The organism is Pseudomonas sp. PH1b (genome assembly GCF_000633395.1).
In the GTDB taxonomy this organism is placed as follows: Bacteria; Pseudomonadota; Gammaproteobacteria; order Pseudomonadales; family Pseudomonadaceae; genus Aquipseudomonas.
Window position 1 is genome coordinate 282738 of sequence record NZ_AYMU01000005.1, and the last position, 25436, is coordinate 308173.

20 protein-coding genes are annotated in these 25436 nt (G+C 63.3%); 14 read left to right on the plus strand and 6 right to left on the minus strand.

Going from position 1 to position 25436, the window contains the following annotated elements; translation table 11 throughout:
• Positions 1 to 404: 404 nt before the first annotated feature.
• From U873_RS35125 to U873_RS0110715, 5 genes are all read right to left on the minus strand, one after another.
• On the minus strand, positions 405 to 1436 hold the full coding sequence (locus tag U873_RS35125; protein WP_081818638.1) for a reverse transcriptase family protein: 1032 nt from the start codon (positions 1434 to 1436) through the stop codon (positions 405 to 407).
• Between the two features lie 254 nt (positions 1437 to 1690).
• Positions 1691 to 2056, minus strand: coding sequence for a hypothetical protein (locus U873_RS36630; RefSeq protein ID WP_157838073.1), 366 nt, complete (start codon positions 2054 to 2056; stop codon positions 1691 to 1693).
• Positions 2053 to 2898, minus strand: a complete 846-nt coding sequence (locus U873_RS36635; protein WP_157838074.1) for a hypothetical protein — start codon at positions 2896 to 2898, stop codon at positions 2053 to 2055. Before U873_RS36635 ends, U873_RS36630 begins: the two co-directional genes overlap by 4 nt.
• Positions 2899 to 3277: 379 nt before the next feature.
• Positions 3278 to 3910: a cupin domain-containing protein gene (locus tag U873_RS0110710; protein ID WP_025128252.1), complete on the minus strand. Its 633-nt coding sequence runs from the start codon at positions 3908 to 3910 to the stop codon at positions 3278 to 3280.
• 73 nt (positions 3911 to 3983) lie between these two features.
• A complete protein-coding gene (locus U873_RS0110715; RefSeq protein ID WP_025128253.1) occupies positions 3984 to 5936 on the minus strand; it encodes an FAD-dependent oxidoreductase in 1953 nt (650 codons plus the stop codon).
• Between the two features lie 214 nt (positions 5937 to 6150).
• On the opposite strand from U873_RS0110715, the gene U873_RS0110720 reads away from it, so the two are divergent.
• From U873_RS0110720 to U873_RS0110775, 12 genes are all read left to right on the plus strand, one after another.
• Positions 6151 to 7212 (plus strand): ABC transporter substrate-binding protein, encoded by a 1062-nt coding sequence (locus U873_RS0110720; RefSeq protein WP_025128254.1) that lies wholly within the window; start codon positions 6151 to 6153, stop codon positions 7210 to 7212.
• 73 nt (positions 7213 to 7285) lie between these two features.
• Positions 7286 to 8080 carry a class II aldolase/adducin family protein gene (locus tag U873_RS0110725; RefSeq protein ID WP_025128255.1) on the plus strand — a complete coding sequence of 265 codons (795 nt, stop codon included), beginning with the start codon at positions 7286 to 7288 and terminating at the stop codon, positions 8078 to 8080.
• Positions 8081 to 8177: 97 nt separating this feature from the next.
• The gene (locus U873_RS0110730; RefSeq protein WP_025128256.1) at positions 8178 to 8825 is read left to right on the plus strand and encodes a TetR family transcriptional regulator C-terminal domain-containing protein; all 648 of its coding nucleotides are present in this window, start codon (positions 8178 to 8180) and stop codon (positions 8823 to 8825) included.
• Between the two features lie 74 nt (positions 8826 to 8899).
• Complete coding sequence (locus U873_RS0110735) at positions 8900 to 9616, plus strand: response regulator (protein ID WP_025128257.1); 717 nt, start codon at positions 8900 to 8902, stop codon at positions 9614 to 9616.
• Positions 9617 to 9647: 31 nt separating this feature from the next.
• Positions 9648 to 10424, plus strand: a complete 777-nt coding sequence (locus U873_RS0110740) for a transporter substrate-binding domain-containing protein (protein WP_051586070.1) — start codon at positions 9648 to 9650, stop codon at positions 10422 to 10424.
• Positions 10421 to 12676, plus strand: a complete 2256-nt coding sequence (locus U873_RS0110745) for a hybrid sensor histidine kinase/response regulator (protein ID WP_025128259.1) — start codon at positions 10421 to 10423, stop codon at positions 12674 to 12676. Before U873_RS0110740 ends, U873_RS0110745 begins: the two co-directional genes overlap by 4 nt.
• Before the next feature lie 208 nt (positions 12677 to 12884).
• Positions 12885 to 14285, plus strand: coding sequence for an amino acid permease (locus U873_RS0110750; protein ID WP_025128260.1), 1401 nt, complete (start codon positions 12885 to 12887; stop codon positions 14283 to 14285).
• A gap of 612 nt (positions 14286 to 14897) precedes the next feature.
• Positions 14898 to 15689 carry an enoyl-CoA hydratase/isomerase family protein gene (locus tag U873_RS0110755; protein WP_025128261.1) on the plus strand — a complete coding sequence of 264 codons (792 nt, stop codon included), beginning with the start codon at positions 14898 to 14900 and terminating at the stop codon, positions 15687 to 15689.
• 217 nt (positions 15690 to 15906) lie between these two features.
• Positions 15907 to 17067 (plus strand): acyl-CoA dehydrogenase family protein, encoded by a 1161-nt coding sequence (locus tag U873_RS0110760; protein ID WP_011061007.1) that lies wholly within the window; start codon positions 15907 to 15909, stop codon positions 17065 to 17067.
• 21 nt (positions 17068 to 17088) lie between these two features.
• On the plus strand, positions 17089 to 19188 hold the full coding sequence (locus U873_RS0110765; protein ID WP_025128262.1) for an acetate--CoA ligase family protein: 2100 nt from the start codon (positions 17089 to 17091) through the stop codon (positions 19186 to 19188).
• 10 nt (positions 19189 to 19198) lie between these two features.
• Positions 19199 to 20806 (plus strand): 5-guanidino-2-oxopentanoate decarboxylase, encoded by a 1608-nt coding sequence (locus U873_RS0110770; protein ID WP_025128263.1) that lies wholly within the window; start codon positions 19199 to 19201, stop codon positions 20804 to 20806.
• A 27-nt stretch (positions 20807 to 20833) separates the two neighbouring features.
• Entirely contained in the window at positions 20834 to 22009 is a 1176-nt protein-coding gene (locus U873_RS0110775) for a pyridoxal phosphate-dependent aminotransferase (RefSeq protein ID WP_025128264.1), read from the plus strand.
• A 99-nt stretch (positions 22010 to 22108) separates the two neighbouring features.
• On the opposite strand, the gene U873_RS0110780 is transcribed toward U873_RS0110775, so the two are convergent.
• Positions 22109 to 22600 carry an Rrf2 family transcriptional regulator gene (locus U873_RS0110780; protein WP_025128265.1) on the minus strand — a complete coding sequence of 164 codons (492 nt, stop codon included), beginning with the start codon at positions 22598 to 22600 and terminating at the stop codon, positions 22109 to 22111.
• A gap of 173 nt (positions 22601 to 22773) precedes the next feature.
• On the opposite strand from U873_RS0110780, the gene U873_RS0110785 reads away from it, so the two are divergent.
• Together U873_RS0110785 and U873_RS0110790 are read left to right on the plus strand one after the other, a co-directional pair.
• Positions 22774 to 24375 carry an ABC transporter substrate-binding protein gene (locus U873_RS0110785; RefSeq protein ID WP_025128266.1) on the plus strand — a complete coding sequence of 534 codons (1602 nt, stop codon included), beginning with the start codon at positions 22774 to 22776 and terminating at the stop codon, positions 24373 to 24375.
• A gap of 100 nt (positions 24376 to 24475) precedes the next feature.
• Positions 24476 to 25435 carry an ABC transporter permease gene (locus U873_RS0110790; RefSeq protein ID WP_025128267.1) on the plus strand — a complete coding sequence of 320 codons (960 nt, stop codon included), beginning with the start codon at positions 24476 to 24478 and terminating at the stop codon, positions 25433 to 25435.
• The last annotated feature ends 1 nt before the right edge of the window (position 25436 follow it).

Here is a 25436-nt window from a genome sequence, read left to right on the forward strand (position 1 = left end):
GGAGTAGATAGAAACGCCGCTTATCGCTGCTTGATAAGCGGTGTCTCTATTACTTGAGAGGCTGCTTTCGGCCAAAGCAGCCGTTTAGTCACCTGCTAACTCATAGACGGCGAAGCTCGGCACTCTAATCGTCCTCTTGGACGAGTTGCTTCTGGGGGCTTAGGTAGTCTCAATTTATGCATACAGGTTGTGCGAGGACACATCCAATCGCGTGGCCACTTCCGAGACGGGAAGCTGCTTTACGGCACTTGGTTGACCGCATAGATTTTGAATTCTTCTGGATAACGCTGGTTGCTCATGAAACCTCCTAATAGACCTCATTTAAGGTTTGGAGGTAATTACGAAGTGAGGGGCAATTTAATTGCAGGGATAATATAATTATTGCTAATAAAAAACTACTCACTCTAAATAGCATTTCCCTTCTGTATCTCACGCAGCAGGAATAGCGCTTTTATTGCATAAGGATCAGCAGGTTCCGCCTGCAACCAAAAATTCACCTTGCCAATAAGAGAGTCGAGATAAAAAGGTTTTCTTATTTTCTTTTTTGATATGTGCGATTGATAGCCATATTTTTGAATAAAGTGTAATTCTTTCTTTAAGTCACGTTTAAAGCTTCTCGGTACGCCTATCGATTCGCCAGCAACAGATAGGCCCGTAATAATTTTCTGATTTCTGTCTATTTGCAGCCTGGTTTTATCAATGTTAACTTCTAGTCCGAAGTCGGATATGATCGAGTCGACAACCCCAATAACTGTATGGGGGATATACTCACCAGAAAAAGTCAAGTCATCGGCATAGCGAGTATATTTCATGCTATAACTTTGAGCGAGATTAGAAAGCCTTTGATCCAATCCGCGCAGCAATATGTTTGTTAGGTATGGGCTTGTTGATGCTCCTTGAACCAGGGAACCATCTTTACAGCACAACGAAGCCAAGTAGAAAGATACGTTGTCGGCATATCCCAGTTGATTGAAGAAATTTGCGACCCAGTCAATTTTAATTGAAGGAAAAAAATCTTTTATATCCATCTTCAATATGCACTTGGATTTTAAGTGCGGAGTGGCATTGGTGAATATTGATCTGCCGGGGACGTAGCCGTGGACACAAGAGTGGATCGGAATATTTAATAGTATATTTCTGTATATCCAGTTCTGGCAAATAAGTAAAGAGGGGAATGGGCTGCTTATCTCCCGTAGTCCGCCTAGTCTTTTTTTAATATGAAAGGTTCTATAAAAAGAAGAGCTTGAGTTTACCATTGCGCGGAAACGAGCCTGATCAATGCCTATCAAGCGAGATAAATGTTCAAACTCAAAAATGACAGGAACTTTGTTGCCTACAAGAGTCCGAATATATTCTGCATAGACATCAATAAGCGGTCCTGACACCCCCCTTTTTCTGAAGTGTGCAAGCCATTGTTTTATAAGGATTTCATTCATAAAAAAACCTGCAGAGGCTACCTTCTTTACTTTAGCTGCTTTGCTTTTGACTTTGTTGTACCTATCTGTAATTTCGCGCAGCGAAATTGCAGATAGGTGGGACGACGTCAAAACGCGAAGCGTTTTGTAAGTGTAGTAACTTCAGTGCGCTTCATCGCTGAAGTTACTACGACTTGGTTATCGGGAACCTTACCCGGGGAGCGACTACACTCCAACGTACTAGCCTCTGCAGGCGGCGCGATCATACTGCATTCTTATTTAGTTTGAAAGCGTTTTTTGCTTAACAGATCCACGTTTGGTATGTAGTAGTCATCCAAAAGCTTCGGGCGTAAAAAATCCGAAGGTGCGTCGCGCCACTCTTTTTTCATTGAAATTAACCTAGGTAATGCTGCTTTAGCATTTTTTTCACCTGCGACTGACAAGCGCGCTACACCCAAGTGCTCAATAATTAAGTTGGACTTAACAAGTCGGGAATATCTTTCAAGGAAAAGCTTTAGCGAAAACCTACTTCTACGATAAATAGTGAATGGTTCCAATCCGCCTGATGATGCTAAAATAATATATAACAATTTGACGTCGGCAAGTATAAGGTCGCGTTGCACTTCGGGGCTAAAATTCATGCATCTCCCATGGCTCTAGTCATCAATACATGTCTATCTTCGCCATCACAATTAAAAGCCCACCAGAAAATAGGAAAAACACTGTTTGGGGCGTTTCCATCTTCTCGGCAGTATGTAGCTTGAGCCTCATTGTAACCGAGGCTGGGCATTGCTCTGCCTTCGTACTCAGTAGAAAGGTTTCCCTCAATAAGTCTCATTAAGTCGCGATACTGAGCAGCATCTCCTGATGAGTAATAATCATCAATTCCTTTTTTGACAAGCCTCTGTGCGGTCATATCTATACCAGCGGCAGTCACATTCCCAAGGCCGAACTCGGTAGAAACTAATACTTTCACCGCAATAGAATAATCCTCGATCCCAGCAGTTTTCAACTGCCTATGGATTGAATCAACTCTTCCTAAGACGGTTTGCCCCGAGCCGACAAATTCATCGATTAGAACTATATGATTGTGTTTTGTTTTTTTATATTGTTTGTATACGTCTCCAAAGTTATTAATTATAGCATGATGTCGCCACTTTTTTTTCTCCATGATCGGCTTGAGAGTGTAGGCGACAAGTTGCGAGCTATCAGTGGCGGAGCCGGCTCCCATTGCGGTAATTAGCGTGCTAGATTCACGTTCAGAATATTTAGCAATTATTTCACTGGCTAAGCTTTCTATTAGTTGATAGTTTTCTTCTCTATTTATATAAAGAAATCTTTCTATTATGTCAGAAATAAGCTGCCTAGATGTGTTGCACTTACATTCGGAGAAAAGAACATGCTTAAGCTCATCAGTCTTATCTTCCAGCCATGGCTGACTTCTGATTATATTAAGCATTAGATTAAAGTGTTCTTTATTCATTGCTGCGCTATACGCCTGAGCTGATCCCGCTTTCACAAGAGATGGCATCATAACAGTTAATTTAATGGCTACAAGCCATTAGTCATAATGATGCTGATTTCAACACATTCCAAGGTGTGTTGGATATTACTGCTCTTCAGTTCTTCATTGAATCGTCCTGGGTTTCATCGACACCTCCAAGCCTCAAAGGAGGCCAGCTAAGACACTGTGGAACAGTCTACTTTTGGCCGATAGTTGTTGTTCGGCGGCCCCGCGACTCAAGCAGTTCCTTGGTAGATTAATCTCGACCTTCTAAATCAGATATTGACTACTCGATCCTAATATCTAGTAGAGACAGACCTCCAGTCTGCGAGGTCGAAAGTAGCTTTTACCCCAACCCTCAAAACGTCGGCGGCGTAATCACCCACAACACCACCGCATCCTCCTCCCCAGGATTCCCATACTTATGCGGTTCCTGGCTGGAAAAACTAAAGCTATCCCCCTCACTCAACTGAAAATACCGCTCGCCCACCCACAGCTCAAAGCGCCCCGACAGCACATACCCGGCTTCCTCGCCCTCATGGCTATAACTCTCCTTGCTGTACGTCCCCGGCGGAAAGCGCGAGTGCAAAAACTCGAGCTGCCGGGTCGGCTGTGGGGTCAACAGCTGATCAACAATCCCGTTCTCATAATTCACCTGCAGCCGCTGTTTCTTGCGTACCACATAGCCTTGGTCTTCGGGTGCGGTCTGGGTTTCGCTGGCGAAGAACCATTGGATGGTCACGCCCAGGCTGCGGGCGATATTGAACAGGGCGGGGATGGAGGGGTAGGCGAGGTTGCGTTCCAGTTGGCTGATGTAGCCGGCGGTGAGTTCGCTCTGCTGGGCCAGTTCGCTCAGGGTCAAGCCGCGGCGTTTGCGCAGGCCGCGGATGCGGGTGCCAAGAAACTGTGGGCCGCCAGGGGCTTGGTTGTCGCTGCCGGGCTCCGGTGCGGGAGGGCGGCTCGCGGGCGGCGTCTTGCTGCTGGGATTCATGGCGGGCTCCGGACCAGGTGAACGGGCGCATCCGGGCACCCGTCCTGCAAAAGCCCTGGAGTATAAAGCAGCCTCAAAGCGCCCAGGCGACTTTCAAGCCTTCGTGGATGGCTTCTTCCACGGTGCGCGGTGCCAGGCAGTCGCCGATGCGCTGGAAGGGCACCAGGCCTTTGAGCTGTTGGCCGAGGTCGTCCACCGATTGGTGGCCTTGGCACAGCACCAGGCTGTCGACGTTTTCCAGGAGCATGGGTTCGCCGCTGGCGGTGTGTTGCAGGTACACGGTGCTGTCGTCGCAGCCGTAGAGGCGGGCGTAGGGGATGATCGGGATCGCCAGTTTGTGCAGTTCGCCGGCCAGTTGGTCGCGCACGTACAGCGGCAGACTTTCGCCGCAGTGGGTGCCGTTGACCGCCAGTTGCACTTGGTGCCCGGCGCGTACCAGGCGTTCGGCGATGCCGGGGCCGATCCAGTCGCAGCGCCAGTCGGCCACTACCACGCTGCGGCCCAGTTGCACTTCGTCCCGCAGTACTTGCCAGGCGTCCACCACTTGCAGCTCGCCGCCGCGTTCGAAGTTCGGCCAGTAAGGCTGGGCGCCGGTGGCGATGATCACGTGGTCGGGGTTTTCGCGCTCGATCAGGGCGCGGTCGACCCGGGTGTTGCGCAGCACTTCCACGCCGGCCAGTTGCATTTCCCGTTGCAGGTTGGTGCTGGCGCCGCCGAATTCGCTGCGCCGGGGCAGTAGTTGCGCCAGTTGGATCTGGCCGCCCAGTTGCGCGCTGGCTTCGTAGAGGGTGACGCGGTGGCCCCGTTGCGCAGCCACCGCAGCGGCTTTCATCCCGGCCGGGCCGCCGCCCACCACCAGGATGCGTTTGCCGCGGGCGCTGGGCTTGGGCTGGCCGTAGAGCAGTTCGCGGCCGGTTTCCGGGTGCTGGATGCAGGAGATCGGCAGGCCCTTGTGGAAGTGGCCGATGCACGCCTGGTTGCAGGCGATGCAGGCGCGTACGTCTTCGGCGTGGCCGCGGTCGCTCTTGTTGGGCATCTGCGGGTCGCAGATCAGCGCGCGGGTCATGCCGCACACATCGGCCTGGCCCTTGGCGATGATCGCCTCGGCTTCCTGGGGCTGGTTGATGCGCCCGGTGACGAACAGCGGGATCGACAGCCCGGCCTTGAAGGTGCCGGCTTCCCGGGCGAGATAAGCCGCTTCCACCGCCATGGGCGGCACGATGTGCACCGCGCCGCCGAGGGAGGCCGAGGTGCCGGCGACGATGTGCACGTAGTCCAGTTGCCCTTGCAGCAGTTGTACGGCGGCCAGGGATTCGTCTTCGGTGAGGCCTTCGGGGTCGCGTTCATCGGCGGAAATCCGCAGGCCGATGATGAAGTCCTGATCGGTGCTGGCGCGCATGGCGCCGAGGATTTCCCGGATAAAGCGCAGGCGCTGTTCCAGCTCGCCGTTGTAGCCATCGCTGCGGCGGTTGACCCGCGGGTTGATGAACTGCGCCGGCAGGTAGCCGTGGCTGGCCACCAGTTCCACGCCGTCCAGTCCGGCCTGGTGCAGGCGCCGGGCGGCGTCGGCGTAGCCCTGGATGATCTCGTCGATCATCTCCTGGTCCAGGGCCCGGGGCATGACCCGGAAGCGTTCGTTGGGCACCGCCGAAGGGGCGTAGGCCACCGCCAGCAGGCCGTCGGCGGACTCCATGATTTCCCGCCCCGGGTGGAAGATCTGCGACAGCACCACGGTGCCGTGGGCGTGGCAGGTTTCCGCCAGGCGCCGGTAGCCGTCGATGCAGGCGTCGTCGGTGGCCATCAGCACGTGGCTGGTGTAGCGCGCACTGTCGTGAACCCCGGCCACCTGCAGCACGATCAGGCCGACGCCGCCTTCGGCCCGGGCCCGGTGATAGGCAATCAGCTGTTCGTTGACCAGGTTGTCGGTGGGCATCGAGGTGTCGTGGCCGCTGGACATGATGCGGTTCTTCAGGCGTTTGCCACGGATCTCTAGGGGTTGGAACAGGTGCGGGAAGGCGCTGGTCATTGCGGTGGCTCCAGGCGGGCCGAGGGCAGGGGGCAGGGCCTCGGCGTTGTTATTATGTCGCTATCAAAATTTACCTGTAGTAAAAAATCAACTTGTTTTTTTACTGGTGCTTGCAGTAGCTTCGATCTGCGCCCGCTCCCGGGGCCAACCTCACAACAATAAAAAAGGGCTGTGCCGGCGCCTGCCGGTGCGGCACCGCGAAGAGGATTCACAGATGAAAGCGCTCACCCGCAAGCACGGTTGTTCCTTCCTGGCCCTGAGCCTGGCCCTGGGTTTTTCCCTGGGCCAGGGCACTGCCCAGGCAGCCCCCGACATGGTGGTCGTGGCGTACGGCGGAGCCGGACAAAAAGCCCAGGACGTGGCGTTGTTCCAACCCTTCAGCAAGGCCGATGGCAGCAAGCTGATCCAGAGCGAATACAACGGCGAAATGGCCCGGATCAAGGTCATGGTCGACACCGGCAATGTCGACTGGGACGTGGTGCAGATCGAAGGCCCGGACCTGATGCGCGGCTGCGAGGAGGGCATGTACGAGCCCCTGGACTGGAAGGCCCTGGGCCGTGCCGAGCAGCTGATTCCCGACGCTGCCCAGCCCTGTGGCTCGGCGGTGCTGGTGTGGAGCGTGGCCATTGCCTACGACCGCAACAAGCTGGCCAAGGCGCCCGCGTCCTGGGCGGATTTCTGGGACGTCAAGCAGTTCCCCGGCAAGCGCGGCCTGCGCAAGCGCGCGGTGTACAACCTGGAATTCGCGCTGATGGCCGACGGGGTCAAGGTCGAGGACGTGTACAAGGTCCTGGCCACGCCGCAAGGGGTGGAGCGGGCCTTCGCCAAGCTGACCGAGCTCAAGCCGTACATCCAGTGGTGGGAAGCCGGGGCTCAGCCGGGGCAGTGGCTGGCCGCCGGTGATGTGGTGATGACCTCGACCTACAGCGGCCGCATCGCCGTGGCCGCCCAGGCTGGCGCACCGTTGGCGGTGGTCTGGCCCGGCAGCCTGTACGGCATGGACTACTGGGCGATCATCAAGGGCTCGAAACACGTCGACCAGGCCAAGCGCTTCATCGCCTTTGCCAACACTCCAGAAGCCCAGGTCAACTACGTGCAGCAGATCCCCTATGGCCCGACCAACACCCTGGCCGCGGCCAAGCTCGACCCGGCCCTGGCGCAGTGGGTGCCGACCTCGGAACAGAACCTCAAGGGTGCGTTGGCGATGAACGTGGAGTTCTGGGTCGATCATGGCGAGGAACTGGAAGAGCGCTTCAACGCCTGGGCCAGCAAGTAGCCCCAACGGGCTGGACGTCCAACGATGTCCGGCCCTATTGTTTGCCAGCCCAACCGCCTGGAGGACTCCAATAATGAACAACATCGCTCCCAGCCCCCACGCCCTGACCGAGCGCAGCAGCACCGAACAGCGCCTGCGCGAAGAACTGGCGGCCTGCTACCGCCTGATCGCGCACTTTCGCATGACCGACCTGATCTTCACCCATATCTCGGTGCGCCTGCCTGGGCCCGAGCATCACTTCCTGATCAACCCCTACGGCCTGATGTTCGAGGAAATCACCGCTTCCAACCTGGTGAAGATCGACCTCAATGGCCAGGCCGTGGAGCCGTCGCCGTACCCGGTGAACCCAGCGGGCTTCGTGATCCACAGCGCCATTCATGGCGCCCGGGAAGACGCCCAGTGCGTGCTGCACACCCACACCAAGGCCGGTTGCGCGGTGGCGGCGCTCAAATGCGGCTTGCTGCCGGTGAACCAGATCTCCATGGAGTTTTATGGCCGCGTGGCCTACCACGACTACGAAGGCGTGGCCCTGGACCTGGGCGAGCAGCAACGGCTGGTGGCCGACCTGGGGGACAAGAGCGTGCTGATGCTGCGCAACCATGGCTTGCTCACCGTGGGCGAAACCGTGAGCCAGGCGTTTTTGCGCATGTACTACCTGGAGAAGGCCTGCGAAATCCAGCTGGCGGCCCAGGCGGCGGGGGAGATCGTCCTGCCGCCGGACGCGGTCTGCGCCCACACCGAGCGTCAGTTCAACGACCCGGGGCGGCCGCTGCAGGAAGGCGAGCTGAATGACCCGGATGCCATGCAACTGGCCTGGGCGGCGTTGTTGCGGTTGCTGGAACGCATCGCCCCCGACTATCGGGCCTGAAGGGGGACGGCCTGAAGGCGGGGCTGGATGCTCGCGGGACGCCTGTTGTACAGTCGTTCAGCTGCACATTCCCGCCACCGTCCAAGGAACCCGCCCCATGAGCCAGGAAGCGCGCTTTTCCCGTCTGGAACCCGACTTGCGCAAGGCCGAGCTGATCGAGGCGACCCTGACCTGCCTCAAGCTCCACGGTTTCCAGGGTGCGTCGATCCGCAAGATTTCCGCCGCGGCCGGGGTCTCGGTGGGGCTGATCAGCCATCACTATTCCGGCAAGGACGAGCTGGTGGCCGAGGCCTATCGCGCGATCACCGGGCGGGTCATGACCCTGCTGCGCGAGGCCATGGAGCAGGCCGCACCTGATCCCCGGCAGCGGCTGTCGGCGTTCTTTCGCGCCTCGTTCTGCGCCGAACTGCTGGACCCGCGGCTGCTGGATGCCTGGCTGGCGTTCTGGGGCGCGGTGAAGACCGCCGAGGCGATCAACCTGGCCCACGAGCATTCCTACGGTGAATACCGCAATGAGCTGGCCAGCCTGCTGGGCCAGTTGGCCGGCATTCAGGGCTGGACAGGCTTCGACGCCGACTTGGCGGCCATCAGCCTCAGCGCCTTGCTCGACGGCCTGTGGCTGGAATCCGGGCTCAACCCCGGAACCTTCAGCCCGCAGCAGGGCGTGCAGATCTGCGAGGCCTGGGTCGAGGGCCTGCTGGCCAGCTCCGGGCGCGGTTTTATCCCCCCGACGCAGGGCTGTTGATCGGTTGTTCAGTAATGGCTAGGCTGCTGCGCTGTAGGTGATCTTTCTAATAAAAATAATCAGGAACACAGGCGATGACTCCTCGGGTATTGATCGTCGACGACGATCCGCTGATTCGCGAACTGCTCCACGCTTATCTCTCTCAGGAAGGCTACGAGGTGCACTGCGCTGCCACCGCGGAACAGGCGGAAGCCTTTCTCGACCAGCACACGGTGGACCTGCTGATGCTCGATATCCGCCTGCCGGGCAAGGACGGCCTGACCCTGACCCGCGAGCTGCGGGTGCGCTCGGAGGTGGGGATCATCCTGATCACCGGGCGCAACGATGACATCGACCGCATCGTCGGCCTGGAATGCGGCGCCGACGACTACGTGATCAAGCCCCTCAACCCCCGCGAGCTGGTGTCCCGGGCCAAGAACCTGGTGCGCCGAGTGCGCCATGCCCGCCTGCCGCAACCCATGGCCGCGAGCCCGAGCCCGGTCAAGCAGTTCGCCGACTGGGCCCTGGACACCGACCGCCGTCGGCTGATCGACCCCCGGGGCAGCGAGACCCTGCTGACCCACGGCGAATACCAGCTGCTCAGCGTGTTCCTGCGCAACAGCGGCCACACCCTGAGCCGCGACCAGTTGATGGACCAGATCCGCAACCGCGAATGGGTGCCCAGCGACCGCTCCATCGACGTGCTGGTGGGCCGTCTGCGGCGCAAGCTGCACGACGACCCGGCCGAGCCGGAGCTGATCATCACCATTCACGGTGCCGGTTACCTGTTCACCGCCAGCGTGGCCGCCTGAATTGCGGCGCTGCGCCTGGGGGCTGTGCTTGATGCTGCTGGCGGGCGCCGCCTGGGCCCAGCCCATGCTTGAATCCCGGCCGGATGCGCGGCCGCTGCTGCGCTATTGCGACTACCCGGTGTACCCGCCGATTTCCTGGAGCGATGGCCAGCAGGTGCGCGGCCTGGCGCCGAACCTGGTGCGCCAGGTGCTGGGGGACCTGGGCTACCAGGTGCAGGTGGTGGTGCTGGGCAACTGGAAGCGCTGCCTGCTGGACGCGGCGGCCGGCCGGGTGGACGTGGTGCTGGCCTACAGCACCAGCCAGCGCCAACAGGACCTGGTGTTTTCCCGGGTGCCGGTGCTGCGTGAAGAGGTGGCGCTGTTCGTCAACCGTCGCCATGCGCCGCACTTTGAAACGCTCCAGGACCTGACCGCCTACCGCGGCGGCCTGCTGTTTGGGGAAAGCTACGGCCAGCAGTTCGACCGTGAAGTGGTGCAGCACGGCAATATCGAATGGGTCTCCAGCAGCCAGCAGAACTTCGGCAAGCTGATCCGCCAGCGCATCGACTTCATCCCCCATGAACGCCGCACCGGGCAACTGTTCATCGAACAATTGCCCGGTGCCGAGGACATCGTCGCCTTGCCCCAGGCGCTGAGCGTCGACTACCTGCGCCTGGCGGTGTCGCGGCACTCGCCCCTGGCGGCGCACATGGTGCAGATCGACGCCCAATTGCAGCGTCAGGTGGACAGCGGAGCGATTCAGCGCTGGCTGGATCAGAGCCAGGCCGACTACCGGGCCATGCTGCAATCGACCCGGGCGGCGCCATGATCCGTCCCCGTCCCGGCGGCCTGCTGCGGCGCCTGCTGCTGTTCATCCTACTGTTCAGCCTGTGCTTCACGGTGCTGGCCAGCGCGGTGCAGCTGTACTTCGAATACCGTCGGGAAATGCGCGAGATCGACAGCCGCATGGAGCTGATCCGCGCCGGCTACCTGGGCAGCCTGGAGCGCAACCTGTGGGACCTCAACCAGGAACAGCTGACCGTGCAGTTGCAGGGGCTGGTGGATTTTTCCGACGTGGCCCGGGTGCACCTGGTGAGCCCTGATTTCGACCTGCAGCAAGGCAGCAGCGAGCTGATCGGGCCGCTGCGGGTGGAGCGCTTTCCCCTCAGCTACCAGCCGCCCTCGGGGCCGCTGCGGGAGCTGGGTGAGCTGCAGGTCAGTACCGACCTGGGGGCGGTGTACCGACGCCTGTACGCCACCGGGCTGGCCAGCCTGCTGTGGATGAGCGTATTTCTCTGCGGGCTGGCGGTGGCCTTGTCTGGCCTGTTCCACCGCCTGGTGACCCGGCACCTGCAGGTCATGGCCGACTTTGCCCGGCGGGTGGCCAGCGGTGAATTGCACGAGCCGTTGCACCTGGACAAACGGCAGACGCCGGAAGGCGATGAGATCGACACCGTGGCCCGGGCCCTGGACGAGATGCGCGGGGCGATCCTGGCCGATATCCAGCACCGCGAGAGCGACCGGCTGGCGTTGCAGGACAAGCGCGACGAGTTGCAACGGCGGGTCCAGCGGCGCACCGCGAGCCTGGAGCACGCCAAGGAAGAGGCCGAGGCGGCCAACCTCGCCAAGTCGCGTTTTCTGGCGACCATGAGCCACGAACTGCGCACGCCGTTGAACGGCATCCTGGGTATGGCCGAGTTGCTGCGCGGGGCACCGTTGGACGCTCGCGACCAGCGCCGTTTACAGGCCTTGCACCAGGCCGGGGAAGGCCTGCTGGCGATCCTCAACGAGCTGCTGTCGTTTGCGCGCCTGGAGGAGGGCGAGAGCCGCCCGGAGGTGCGGGACTTTTCCCTGCGCCAGTTGCTGGACGAGGTCATCACCCTGCTGGAGCCCCGGGCCCAAGCCAATGGCACCCGCCTGGAACTGCGGGTCGATCCATGCCTGGCGCCCCGGCAGCAGGGCGCCGAACAGTACCTGCGCCAGGTCCTGAGCAACCTGCTGGCCAATGCCATTCGTTTTACCGAGGACGGCTGGGTGCGGGTCGAGGTGCAATTGCTGGAGGGCCGTGGGCCGCTCCAGCACCTGCGCTGCTGTGTGCGCGACAACGGCATCGGCATCGCCGCGTCGATGCGCGAGAAGATCTTCGAGCGTTTCGTCCAGGCCAGCGATCAAGTGGCCCGGCGCTATGGTGGCACTGGCCTGGGTTTGGCGATCTGCAAGCACCTGGTGCAGCAACTGGACGGCAGCATTGGCGTCGACAGCGAGCTGGGGCAGGGCAGTTGCTTCTGGTTCGAACTGTCCCTGGGCATCAGCTCGGTGGCGCAGGAAGCACCTCGGATACACGGGCCGGCCCGAGGGCTGAAGATTCTGGTGGTGGAGGACGTGGCGCTCAATCGCGAAGTGGCCAGCGGGCTGCTGGAGCGCGAGGGCCATCAGGTCTGGCTGGCGGAGGATGGGGAGGCGGCGCTGGCCCTGTGTCAGCAGCAGGCCTTCGACTTGCTGCTGCTGGACGTGCACCTGCCCGGCATCAGCGGAGTGCAACTGTGCCAGGAACTGCGGCGGCGCCCGGGGCCCAATCGCCAGGCCCGGGTGTTTGCCCTGACCGCCAGCGTCCAGCCGTCCCTGGTTCGTGATTACTTGCAGGCCGGAATGCAGGGCATCCTCGGCAAGCCGCTGCAGTTGGACCACCTGCGCCAGGTCCTGGCCGGGCAGGTTGGGCCCCGGTTGACGGCGAGCGAGGATGGGGTCGTCGACATCGGGCTGCTGGACACCCACCGCACCCTGCTCGGGGACAACAAATTGCAGGGGCTGCTCAAGGTCCTGGGCGAGACCCTGGACCAGCAATACCCGCCGTTGATCGAAGCCCTGGCCGCCGAGGATTGCACCGCCATCCAGCACCAGGCCCACCGCCTGGCGGGCAGTGCCGACTCCCTGGGCTTTTGCGCCCTGGCCCGGGTGCTGCGCGCCCTGGAGGACGCAGCGATTGCCAGCGACCGGCCCTTGCTGGCGTCCCAGGCCCTGGGCCTGACGGCCACCTGGCAGCAGTCCCGGGCCATGCTGGCGCGCTTGCTGGCGCCTTGACGTACAAATTCCTTACGACTTTTTACATCTTCGATCTTTTGCTTCAACCCGAACTTACATGGCTTTCCAATAATCGATGAAGCCGCGCTTGCCGCGGTCTTCGACGCTTACTGGAGATAATAATAATGAACTGCCTGCAAGCCGCTTGCGCCTTTCCGACGTTCCCCTCGCTGCGCCTTGCGCGCCTCACCGACTGTTGAGGTGCGCCATGACCACCACCGAACGTAAAGGCATTCAACTGCCCCGGGCCTTGAAGAGCCGGCACATTTTCATGCTGTCCCTGGGGGGCGTGATCGGCACCGGGCTGTTCATGGGCTCCGGGGTCACCATCAACCAGGGCGGGCCCTGGGGCGCGATCCTCTCCTACCTGGTGGCCGGGTTCCTGATGTACCTGGTGATGGTCTGCCTCGGCGAGCTGTCGGTGCAGATGCCGGTGTCCGGCTCGTTCCAGGCCCACGCCACCAAGTACATCGGCCCGGCCACCGGCTTCATGATCGGCTGGGTCTACTGGATGAGCTGGGCCACCACTGTGGGCCTGGAGTTCACCGCTGCGGGCATGCTGATGCAGCGCTGGTTTCCCGGGGTGCCGATCTGGTACTGGTCGGCGTTTTTCGTGGCCTTGCTGTTCGGCATCAACGCCCTGGCCACCCGGGCCTTTGGCGAGGCCGAGTACTGGTTCGCCGGGGTCAAGGTGCTGGCGATCCTGAGCTTCATCGTGGTCGGTGCGCTGGTGATCTTTGGCGTCATCGACCTGCCCGGCGGCGCCCCGGCGCCGATGTTCGACAACCTCAAGGGCGACTCGCTGTTCCCCAACGGCCTGTCGGCGGTGTTCGCGGTGATGATGACCGTGGTCTACGCCTTCCAGGGCTGCGAGATCATGGGCGTGGCGGCGGGCGAGACCGACCAGCCGGAAAAAAGCATTCCCCGCGCCGTGCGCAACGTGGTGTTTCGCGTGCTGATCTTCTACGTGCTGGCGGTGATGGTGCTGGCGGCGATCATTCCCTGGCAGCAGGCCGGGCTGGTGGAAAGCCCCTTCGTCCAGGTGTTCGACATGGTGGGGATTCCCTACGCTGCCGACCTGATGAACTTCGTGATCCTCACAGCGATCCTCTCGGTGGGCAACTCCGGGCTGTATGCCTCCACGCGCATCCTCTGGGCCATGTCCAAGAGCGGCATGGCGCCCAAGGCCCTGTCGCCCCTGAGCAAACAAGGAGTGCCACTGCGAGCCCTGGCCATTACCCTGTGCTTTGCCCTGATCTCCCTGCTCACCAGCGTGGTTGCCGCCGACACCCTGTTCATGGTGCTGATGGCGGTCAGCGGCATGGCTGGTACCGTGACCTGGATCGTGATTGCCCTGGCCCAGTACCGCTTCCGCCGCCAGTTCCTGCGCGAAGGCGGACAACTGCAGCAGCTCAAGTACCGCGCGCCCTGGTTCCCTCTGGTGCCGCTGCTGTGCATCGTCCTGTGCAGCTCGCTGTTCGTGTTCCTGGCCCTGGACGCAGCCCAGCGCCCGTCGCTGTACTGGGGCTCGGGCTTTATCGCCCTGTGCTATGGCGCCTACTACCTGATGCAGCGCAAACGCCAACTGCAACCCGCCGCAGCGTTGTAGGAGCCGGCTTGCCGGCGAAGAGGCCCTTGAGTCCTGCATCGCCTGGGTGGACGCCTTCGCTGGCAAGCCAGCTCCTACAGCCGTCAGATAGACCGTGCGGCTCCCCGTAGGAGCCGGCTTGCCGGCGAAGAGGCCCTTGAGTCTTGCATCGCCTGGGTGGACGCCTTCGCTGGCAAGCCAGCTCCTACAGCAGTCAGACAGACCCTGCCGTTCCCCGTAGGAGCCGGCTTGCCGGCGAAGAGGCCCTTGAGTCTTGTATCGCCTGGATGGACGCCTTCGCTGGCAAGCCAGCTCCTACAAGCAGGCAGATAGTCCGTGCAGATCCCCGTATCACGCAGGGATCAGCTCGGCCGCAATACCCGAACAGGTGCAAGCCCCCTCGCCACAAAGGCTCTGCGCCGTATGCCTTTGTCGAGGGTTGTTCGAAGTTGTAACAGCAACCTCGCCACCATCCTCGTGGTGCTAATTTTTTCCAAACAAAAACAATGAGATAGGTCGTTTTTTCGGCTGCAGCCAGGCTCTCGGGCAAGCAATTGCCGCCTTGTTGAACACTCGTTTAGTATGGCCCTCAAGTCACCCCCTCACGCCAACCACAATAATTCGAGGACGCTCATGACCCTTTCATCGTCGCTGCTCAGCCGGATCGAAGCCGGCGTAGCCTGGATCACCCTCAACCGTCCCGAGCAACGCAACGCCCTGGACATTCCCACCCTCAAGGAGCTGCACGCTCTGCTGGAACGCTGCAACAGCGATCCGGCGGTGCGGGTGTTGGTGCTGACCGGCACTGGCCGCAGTTTCTGCGCCGGGGCCGACCTGGCGGAATGGGCCGAAGCCGAAGCCCGCGGCGCCCTGGAAAGCTACGGTTGGACCGAAACCGCCCATGCCCTGATGACCCGACTGCACAGCCTGGACAAACCTACCATCGCCGCCATCAACGGCACCGCCGTGGGCGCCGGCATGGACCTGAGCCTGTGCTGCGACCTGCGGGTGGCGGGGCAGTCGGCACGGTTCAAGGCCGGCTACACCAGCATGGCCTACTCGCCGGACGCCGGGGCCAGTTGGCATCTGCCGCGCTTGATCGGCAGCGAACAGGCCAAGCGCCTGCTGTTTCTCGATGAGTTGTGGAGCGCCGAACGGGCCCTGGCCGCCGGGTTGGTCGGCGAGGTGTGCGCCGATGAACAGTTGATCGGCAGCGTCAGCGAACTGGCTGCGCGCCTGGCCCAGGGCCCGACCTTCGCCTTTGCCCAGACCAAGAAGCTGATACGCCAGGGCGCCGAGCGCAGCCTGGCGCAGCAACTGGCCGCTGAACTGGCCGCGGGCCTGCTGTGCGGGCGCAGCGCCGACGGCGCCGAAGCCCTGCGCGCTGTCAGCGAAAAACGTCCCCCAAATTTCACCGGACTGTAGGAGCGGCCAGGCGGCGTTCCGCTTGCCGGCGAAAGGGTCCCTGGGCCATGCACCCATTTTGTAGGAGCCGGCTTGCCGGCGAAGGCGCCCGCAAGAACAGCGCCTTAGTCAAGGGCCCCTTCGCCAGCAAGCTGGCTCCTACGGGAAGGTGTTTGGTGGCAGGGAGCCCTGGCAGATCACTCGTTTATTGCACCGTTAATCACTCACAGGTAGCGCCATGAATTTCCAACTCAGCCAAGAACAAGAAATGCTGGTGGATGCGGTTCGCAGTTTTGTCAGCAAGGAGTTGCTGCCCCACGAGGAGGCGGTGGACCGCGCCGACGAGGTCAGTGCCGACCTCGCCGGGGAAATCCGCAGCAAGGCCATCGCCGCCGGCTTCTATGCCTTCAACATGCCGGAGGAGGTGGGCGGTGGCGGCCTGGATTACCTGTCCCAGGCGCTGATCGAGCGCGAATTGGCCAAGTGTTCCTGGGCCCTGCATGTGTTCGTTGCCCGGCCGTCGAAAATCCTCATGGCCTGCACCGGTTCGCAGATCGGCGACTACCTGCTGCCCTGCGTGCAGGGGCGCAAGGTCGACTGCTTCGCCCTCACTGAACCCGGCGCCGGCTCCGATGCCAATGCGATCAAGACCCGCGCCGTGCGCGATGGCGGCGACTTCGTGCTCAACGGCAGCAAGCACTTCATCAGCCACGCTGGTCACGCGGATTTCGCCATTGTCTTCGCGGTCACCGGCACCTATGAACACAACGGTCGCCAGCGCAACGCGGTGACCTCGTTCCTGGTGGACCGCGACACCCCGGGCCTGACCATCCGCCGTGGCCCCAAGTGCGTGAGCAACCGTGGCTACCACACCTTCGAGATGTTCTTCGACGACTGCCGGGTGCCGGCCAGCAAGGTGCTGGGGGAGGTGGGCAAGGGCTGGGAAGTGGCCAATGCCTGGCTCACCGCCGGGCGGGTGATGGTCGCCGCCAACTGCGTGGGGCAGGCCCAGCGCGCCCTGGATGCTTCCTTGCAATGGGCCGCCGACCGCAAGCAGTTCGGCCAGGCCATCGGCAGCTACCAGGGGGTGTCGTTCAAGCTGGCGGACATGGCCACGCAGATCCGCGCCGCCGAGCTGCTGACCCTGCACACCGCCTGGAAGATGGACCAGGGCAGCATGACCGATGGCGAGGCCGGCATGGCCAAGCTGTTTGCCAGTGAAGTGCTGGGCCGGGTCGCCGACGAGGCGGTGCAGATCTACGGCGGCATGGGCCTGATGGACGAAGGGCCGGTGGAGCGCATCTGGCGCAACGCGCGGATCGAACGGATCTGGGAAGGCACGTCGGAGATCCAGCGCCACATCATTTCCCGTGAACTGCTGCGGCCGCTGATGCGCTGAGCGCCCTGGAGAATTGCCGTCATGTCCCAGACTCTGCGTGACAATCTCAAGCGCCTGCTGGCCCCGCGGCACCTGGCCTTCGTCGGCGGGCGCAGCATGGCCCGGGCCCTCAAGCGCTGCGCCGAAGGCGGTTTTGCCGGGCCGATGTGGCTGGTCAACCCGCAGCATGCCGAGCTCGATGGTGTGCCCTGCGTGGCCAGCATCGAACAACTGCCTTGCGGCCCGGATGCGGTGTTCGTCGCCACCAACCGCGAGCTGACCCTGACCTGCGTCGCGGCGCTGGCGGCCAAGGGCGCCGGCGGGGCGATCTGCTACGCCTCGGGCTTTGCCGAAACCGGCGCCCAGGGCCAGGCCCTGCAACAGCAGCTGCTGCAGGCCGCCGGCGCCATGGCCCTGCTGGGGCCCAACTGCTACGGCCTGCTGGATTACCTGCACAGCGCCGCGTTGTGGCCGGTGGCCCATGGCGGCAAACCGGTGGAACGGGGCGTGGCGGTGCTGACCCAGAGCGGCAACTTCGCCTACAACCTGTCCATGAGCGATCGTTCGCTGCCGGTGGCCTACATGGCCTCGGTGGGCAATCAGGCGCAACTGGGCATTACCGAATTGATGGACGTGCTGCTGGACGAGCCGCGGGTCACCGCCATCGGCCTGCACCTGGAAGGCCTGAAGAACGTGCCGGGCTTTGCCCGGGCGGCGCACAAGGCCCTGGAGAAGGGCATTCCGATCATCGCCCTGAAGACCGGGGTGTCGCAGATCGGCGCCGAGCTGGCCTTGAGTCACACCAGTTCGCTGTCGGGATCGGACGCGCTGTACGACGCGCTGTTCCAGCGCCTGGGGGTGATCCGCGTCAGCGGCCCGGTGAGTTTTGTCGAGACCTTGAAGGCCGCCTCTTGCGGCCAGTTGCCGGCCGGCCCACAGCTGATGGCCCTGGCCTGTTCCGGGGGCGATGCCGGGCTGATCGCCGACTACGCCGAGCGCAACGGCCTGCAGTTGCCCAAGCTGGATGCCGGGCAATGCGCCGAGCTGGCCGCGGTGCTGCCGGGCTACGCCAACTTGGTGAACCCGCTGGATTTCACCACCGCGATCTGGGGCGACGCCACGGCCCTGCACAGCATGCTCGACACCGCCCTGCGTACCGAGGCTGACAGCGCCATGCTGGTGCTGGATTACCCGGCCGAGTTCACCGGCGAGCGCAAGGAATGCGACCTGCTGCTGGAGCTGTTCTGCGCCGCGTTGCAGCGCCACGGCAAGCGCGGTTTCGTGACCTCGGCCTTTCCCGAGCTGCTGCCGGCCAGTGCTCGGGAGCGTTTGCACGGCCATGGCATTCCGGCCTTGCAAGGGGTAGAGGATGGTCTCGCGGCCTGGGGCCGGATCGTGACCTATCAACAGCAGCGCCCGGCGTTGCTGGCCCTGGGGGAGTCGGCCCTGCTGCCATTGTGTCCGGCAACCCTGGATGGCACCGGCGTGGTGCTGGACGAGTGGCAGTCCAAGCAGGCCTTGCGCAGCTTCGGCCTGAGCATCCCGGACGGGGTGCTGAGCACCCCCGAGCAGGCCCTGAGCGCAGCGGCCGCTGTCGGTTATCCGCTGGTACTCAAGGCGGTCAGCGCGCAGTTGCCGCACAAGACCGAGGCCGGGGCGGTGGCCCTCAACCTCAAGGACCCTGAAGCCCTGAGCGCTGCGTTGCGCCTGATGCGCACGCGGATTGCCGAGCGTGCGCCAGGTGTGGCCTTCGATCAGGTCCTGCTGGAGCCCATGGCCGCGCCGCCCCTGGCGGAGCTGATTGTCGGCATCAAGCGCGAGAGCGACTTCGGCCTGGCCCTGGTGATCGGCGCCGGCGGGGTGCTGGTGGAACTGCTCAAGGACAGCCGCAGCCTGCTGCTGCCGACCACCGAGGGGGCGATCCGCCAGGCCTTGCTCAGCCTGCGCAGCGCTACCTTGCTGCAAGGCTTTCGCGGACGCCCCGAGGCCGATCTGCAGGCCCTGGTGGCGGCCATCGGCGCAGTGGCTGCCTACGCCTGCGAACACGCCGGGCACCTGCTGGAACTGGATGTGAACCCATTGTTGGTCGGTGCCCAGGGCACCGTCGCGGTCGATGCGTTGATTCGCCTTGGCCAGGCTTGAGGAGAGAGACATGCACGATCAGACCTTGACCGGTGGCCAGGCCCTGGTACGCCTGCTGGCCGGCTACGGCGTGGAGACGGTGTTCGGCATTCCCGGGGTGCATACCCTGGAGCTGTATCGCGGGCTGCCCGGCAGCGGCATTCGCCATGTGCTGACCCGGCACGAGCAGGGCGCGGGCTTCATGGCCGACGGTTACGCCCGGGTCAGTGGCAAGCCCGGGGTGTGTTTCGTCATCAGCGGCCCGGGGGTGACCAACGTCGCCACGCCGATTGGCCAGGCCTATGCCGACTCGATTCCGCTGCTGGTGATTTCCAGCGTCAACCACAGCGCCAGCCTGGGCAAGGGCTGGGGCTCGCTGCATGAAACCCAGGACCAGCGCGCCATCACCGCGCCGATTACCGCCTTCTCGGCCCTGGCCCTGAGCCCGGAAGACCTGCCGGAGCTGATCGCCAGGGCCTTTGCCGTGTTCGACAGCCAGCGCCCGCGGCCGGTGCACATCAGCGTGCCCCTGGATGTGCTGGCGGCCAAGGTGGCCCGGGACTGGACCGGCGAGGTGGTGCGCCGCCCCGGGCGTGGCCCGGCCGCGGCGGCGGATATCCGCCAGGCGGCGGACACACTGCGCAAGGCCAAGCGGCCGATGATCATCGCCGGCGGTGGCGCCTTGCACGCCGCCGAACAACTGCGGGCCCTGAGCACCCGCCTGGGGGCAGTGTTCTTCAGCAGTGTCGCCGGCAAGGGCCTGCTGCCGGACGAGGCGCCGCTCAACGCCGGGGCAACCTTGTGCGTGGAGCCCGGCTGGCAGCTGATCAGTCAGGCCGATGTGGTGCTGGCGGTGGGCACCGAGATGGCCGACACCGACTACTGGCGCGAGCGCCTGCCGCTGAACGGCGAGCTGCTGCGGCTGGACATCGACCCGCGCAAGTTCAATGACTTCTACCCCTGCACCCTGGCCTTGCACGGCGATGCCCAGGCCACCCTGGACGCCTTGCTCCAGGCCTTGCCACACACACCGGCCGAAGCCGGGGCGGCGATTCACGCGGTGGCCGATCTGCGCCAGGCGCTGCAGAACGGGCAGGGGCCGTTGCAGCAGATTCACCGTTCGATCCTGCAGCGCATTGCCGCCGAGCTGCCGGAGCACGGCTTTATCGCCAGCGACATGACCCAGCTGGCCTACAGCGGCAACTACCTGTACCCGAGCCGGGCCCCCCGCAGCTGGCTGCATCCCACCGGCTACGGCACCCTCGGCTACGGCTTGCCGGCGGGCATTGGCGCCAAGCTCGGTGCCCCCGAGCGCCCAGGGCTGGTGCTGGTGGGCGACGGCGGTTTTCTCTACACGCTGCAGGAACTGGCCACGGCGGTGGAGGAACTGCGCAGCCCGCTGGTGGTGCTGTTGTGGAACAACGATGCCCTGGGGCAGATCCGCGACGACATGCTCGACCTGAACATCGAGCCCATTGGCGTGCTGCCGCGCAATCCGGATTTTGCCGCCCTGGCCCGGGCCTTTGGTTGCAGCGTCAGCCAGCCCGCCAGCCTCGATGAGTTGCAGCAGGCATTGCGCAGCGGCTTTGCCCGCGATGGCGTGACCCTGATCGAACTCAAGCACGCCTGCGCGCGCTGAACATCCCTTTTTTCCTGGAGTTTGTGCATGCGCTTTTCTCAACTGACCCAACGTATTGCCGGAGACGGCGCCGCCGCCTGGGACATTCATTACCGGGCCCTGGCCAAGCGCGAGCGCGGCGAGGACGTCTGGCTGCTGTCGGTGGGCGACCCGGATTTCGACACCCCGCAGCCAGTGGTCCAGGCGGCCATCGACAGTCTGCAGGCCGGCCACACCCATTACGCCGATGTGCGCGGCAAGCGCGCCTTGCGCGAAGCCATTGCCCGGCGCCACCAGCAGCGCAGCGGCCAGGTGGTGGATGCCGAGCAGGTGGTGGTGCTGGCCGGTGCCCAGTGCGCCCTGTACAGCGTGGCCCAGTGCCTGCTGGACCCGGGGGACGAAGTGATAGTGGCCGAGCCGATGTACGTCACTTACGAAGCGGTGTTCGGCGCCTGCAATGCCCAGGTGGTGCCGCTGCCGGTGCGGGCTGAGGATGGCTTTCGGGTGCAGCCCGAGGCGGTGGCCGCGCGTATCACCGGCAAGACCCGGGCCCTGGTGCTCAACAGCCCGCACAACCCCACCGGCGCGAGCATTCCCCGGGCCACCTGGGAAGCCCTGGCGGCGCTGTGCATCGAACACGACCTGTGGCTGATCTGCGATGAGGTCTACAGCGAGCTGCTGTACGAGGGCGAGCATGTCAGCCCGGCCAGCCTGCCGGGGATGGCCGAGCGCACCGCGACCCTCAACAGCCTGTCCAAGTCCCACGCCATGACCGGCTGGCGCCTGGGCTGGGTGGTGGCGCCCACGGCCCTGACAGCGCACCTGGAGAACCTGGCGCTGTGCATGCTCTACGGCTTGCCGGAGTTTATCCAGGACGCGGCCATCGTCGCCCTGGAACAGCCCCTGCCGCAGTTGCAAGCCATGGCCGAGGCCTATCGCCAGCGCCGGGACCTGGTCTGCGATTGCCTGGCGGACTGTCCCGGGGCGCGGCCCCTGAAGCCCGATGGCGGGATGTTCGTGATGGTCGATATCCGCGCCACCGGGCTCAGTGCCCAGGCGTTTTCCGAGCGCCTGCTGGACGACCACGGGGTCTCGGTGCTGGCCGGCGAGGCCTTTGGCCCCAGCGCTGCCGGGCATATCCGCCTGGGCCTGGTGCTGGAGCCCGAGGCCCTGCGCGAAGCCTGCCGGCGCATTGCCCGTTGTGCGGGGCAACTGATGGCCTAGGCAAACCGCTGGCGGTGGGTAGGGCGCCGCTGGTGCAGGGCTGGAGTGAAGAGGGCGCCGCTAGCCGTGGCGCGATGGCGTACCGCCGTGTTCGGCGGCTCAGGCCCGGGAAGTCTTGGCCTTGGCCGTTGCCGGGCGGTTGCCGGGCGGTGGCTGTTCCCCGGCGCTTTCCAGGGGCGGGTCGAAGGCCACGAACAGCTGGTCGACGGTGATGCTGGCCAGGTCCAGGCGCATGTTGCTTTCCAGCAGGCTGAACAGGCGGGTGAACACCTCGAACACCTTGCAGTGGTCTTCCATGCCGGAAAACGGGTTGTCGATCTTTTCCGCGATCAGCGAGCTTTCCTGCACCGCATCGTAGACGTCGCGCAGGGTGATCTCGCTGGCCGGGCGGGCCAGGGTCAGGCCGCCCCTGGGGCCGCGCCAGGAGGTCAGGATGTTGGCCTTGACCATCTGCGACACCAGGTTGCGGACCCGCGTCGGGTGGGTCTTGACCCACTTGGCGATGGTCTCGGTGCGCAGCTTCTGCGGCGCGTTGGCGGCGACGAAGGAGAGGATGTAGGAGGCGGTGATCAGGCGGGTCGACTGGCTCATGAGTGTCCGTAAGTCCCTTTGAAAAAACGAGTATGACAGCCTTGGACAAGCGTGTTCAGCAGCAGAATTTTTCCGTTGTGCCGAGGTTAATGTATTTGTTACGGTAACAAATACAAATAACAACAGCAGCATCCAGTCGAAACATTTTCTCTGCTTTGATCAGGGGCAATGCCATGAGCGATAACAACAACAAGATTCCTCAAGCGATCCATGAAGTATGCCTGCCGCGCCGGGACTTCCTCAGATACAGCGCCAGTGCCGTGGCGGTAGCGGGGGCCCTGGCCCTCGGCCTGCCGCTCGGTGCCCGGGCCGCAGAACCGCAGCCCAAGGCTGGCGGCGTGCTGCGCCTGGGCCTGGCGGGGGGCAGCACCACCGATTCCCTGGACCCTGGCTCCTGGAGCGACACCTTCACCTTTGTCGGCTTCTCGGCGGTGTACAACACCCTGAGCGAGATTGCCGTGGACGGCACGGCGATCCCCGAGCTGGCGCAGCAGTGGGAGTCGAGTGCCGATGCGCGGACCTGGACCTTCACGCTGCGTCCCGGGGTGACCTTCCACAACGGCAAGTCGCTGACCGCCGAGGACGTGGTGGCGTCGATCCAGCACCACCTGGGCGAGCAGTCCACCTCGGCGGCCAAGACCGTGCTCGGCGATGTGGCCAAGGTCAGCGCCCAAGGCAGCGACACGGTGCTGTTCGAGCTGCATTCGGGCAACGCCGACTTCGCCTATGTGGTGGCCGACTATCACCTGGTGATCATGCCGGCCAAGGATGGGCTCGCCGACTGGCGTTCCGGGGTGGGCACCGGTGGCTACCGCCTGAGCTCCTTCGAACCCGGGGTGCGCATGCAGCTCGAGCGCAGCCCCGACTACTGGAAAGCCGGGCGGGCGCATTTCGCCGCTGCCGAGCTGCTGGCCATCAGCGACGGCACGGCCCGTGTCAACGCTCTGGTCACCGGGCAGGTGGATGTGATCAACAAGGTCGACCTGAAGACCGTGGGCCTGCTCAAGCGCAACCCCAAGCTGGTGATCGAGGAAACCAAGGGCGCCCAGCACTACACCTTCCCGATGCTCTGCGACAGCCAGCCGTTCCAGAACAACGACATCCGCCTGGCGATGAAGTACGCGATCGATCGCGAAGCGCTGCTGGCCGCGGTGCTGCATGGCTACGGCCTGGTGGGCAACGACCACCCGATCCAGCCCGGTAGCCGCTTCATCAACAGTGCCCTGGAGCAGCGCGGCTACGACCCGGACAAGGCGCGCTTCCACTTGCGCCAGGCCGGAGTCGACTCGCTCAAGGTGCGCCTGCAGGCCTCCGATGCCGCCTACACCGGCGCGGTGGACGCTTCGGTGCTGTTCAAGGAGCAGGCGCGCCAGGCCGGGATCGACATCGAAGTGGTGCGCGAACCGGCCGACGGCTTCTTCTCCAACGTGTGGATGAAGCAGCCCTTCACCACCTCCTTCTGGTACAGCAGCCTGACCGCCGACCGCATGTTCAGCATCGGTTATGCCAAGGGCGCGGCGTGGAACGAAACCCGCTGGGACAACCCGCGCTTCAACCAGTTGCTCAACGCGGCCCGGGGCGAGATGAACGACCCGTTGCGGCGCGAGATGTACAACGAAATGCAGGGCCTGTGCCGCGATGATGGCGGCGCCATCGTGCCGTTGTTCGCCAGCTCCGTGGCGGCCCGCTCGAACCGGGTGAGCCATGGCGGCGTCACTGCGCCCTATGGCGAACTCGACGGCCTGCGGCTGATCGAGCGCTGGTGGCAGGCCTGAGTCGGCGGTCACCGGGGAGGGCGCTGGCGCCGCCCCCGGTGGCCACCTGCAGATCCCGGGAGTGGCCTTGGCCAGCCCTGTGCATTCGAGGAATGAGTCGGTGAAAAGACTTGGCAATCTGCTGCTGCAGCGCCTGGCCCTGGGCCTGTTTTCGCTGTTCGCGGTGTCGGTGATCATCTTTCTTGCGGTCAGCCTGCTGCCCGGGGACATCGCCCAGGCCATGCTCGGCCAGGCGGCGACCCCGGAAACCGTGGCCGCCTTTCGCGCCCAGCTGGGGCTGGACCAGGCGCCGCTGGCGCGTTTCGGCCATTGGCTGTGGCAGCTGCTGCACGGCGACCTGGGGCTGTCCCTGGCCAACCAGCGGCCGATCACCGAACTGGTGGCGGCGCGCCTGGGCAACACCTTCAGCCTGGCGGCGCTGGCGGCGCTGGTCTCGGTGCCCCTGGCCCTGGCCCTGGGCATGCTGGCGGCGCTGTACCGCAACGGCTGGTTCGACCGGCTGCTCAATACCCTGGCCTTGAGCGCGGTGTCGTTTCCGGAGTTCTTTGTCGCCTACATCCTGATCCTGGTGTTCTCGGTCAAGCTCGGCTGGCTGCCGAGCCTGTCCGACCTGCCGCCGGACGCTTCCCTGGGCACGATACTGCAACGCTCGCTGCTGCCGGTGGCGACCCTGAGCCTGGTGGTGATCGCGCAGATGATGCGCATGACCCGCGCCGCGCTGATCAACCTGCTGGCCAGCCCCTACATCGAGATGGCCCGGCTCAAGGGCCTGCGTCCGTCGCGGATCATCCTGCGCCATGCCTTGCCCAACGCCCTGGCGCCGATCGTCAACGTGGTGGCGCTGAACCTGGCCTACCTGGTGGTGGGGGTGGTGGTGGTCGAGGTGGTGTTCGTCTACCCGGGGCTCGGCCAGTTGCTGGTGGACTCGGTGGCCAAGCGCGACATCCCGGTGGTCCAGGCCTGCAGCCTGATCTTCGCCGCCACCTACATCCTGCTCAATACCAGTGCCGATGTGCTGTCGATCGCCAGCAACCCGCGCCTGATGCATCCCAAGGGGTAGT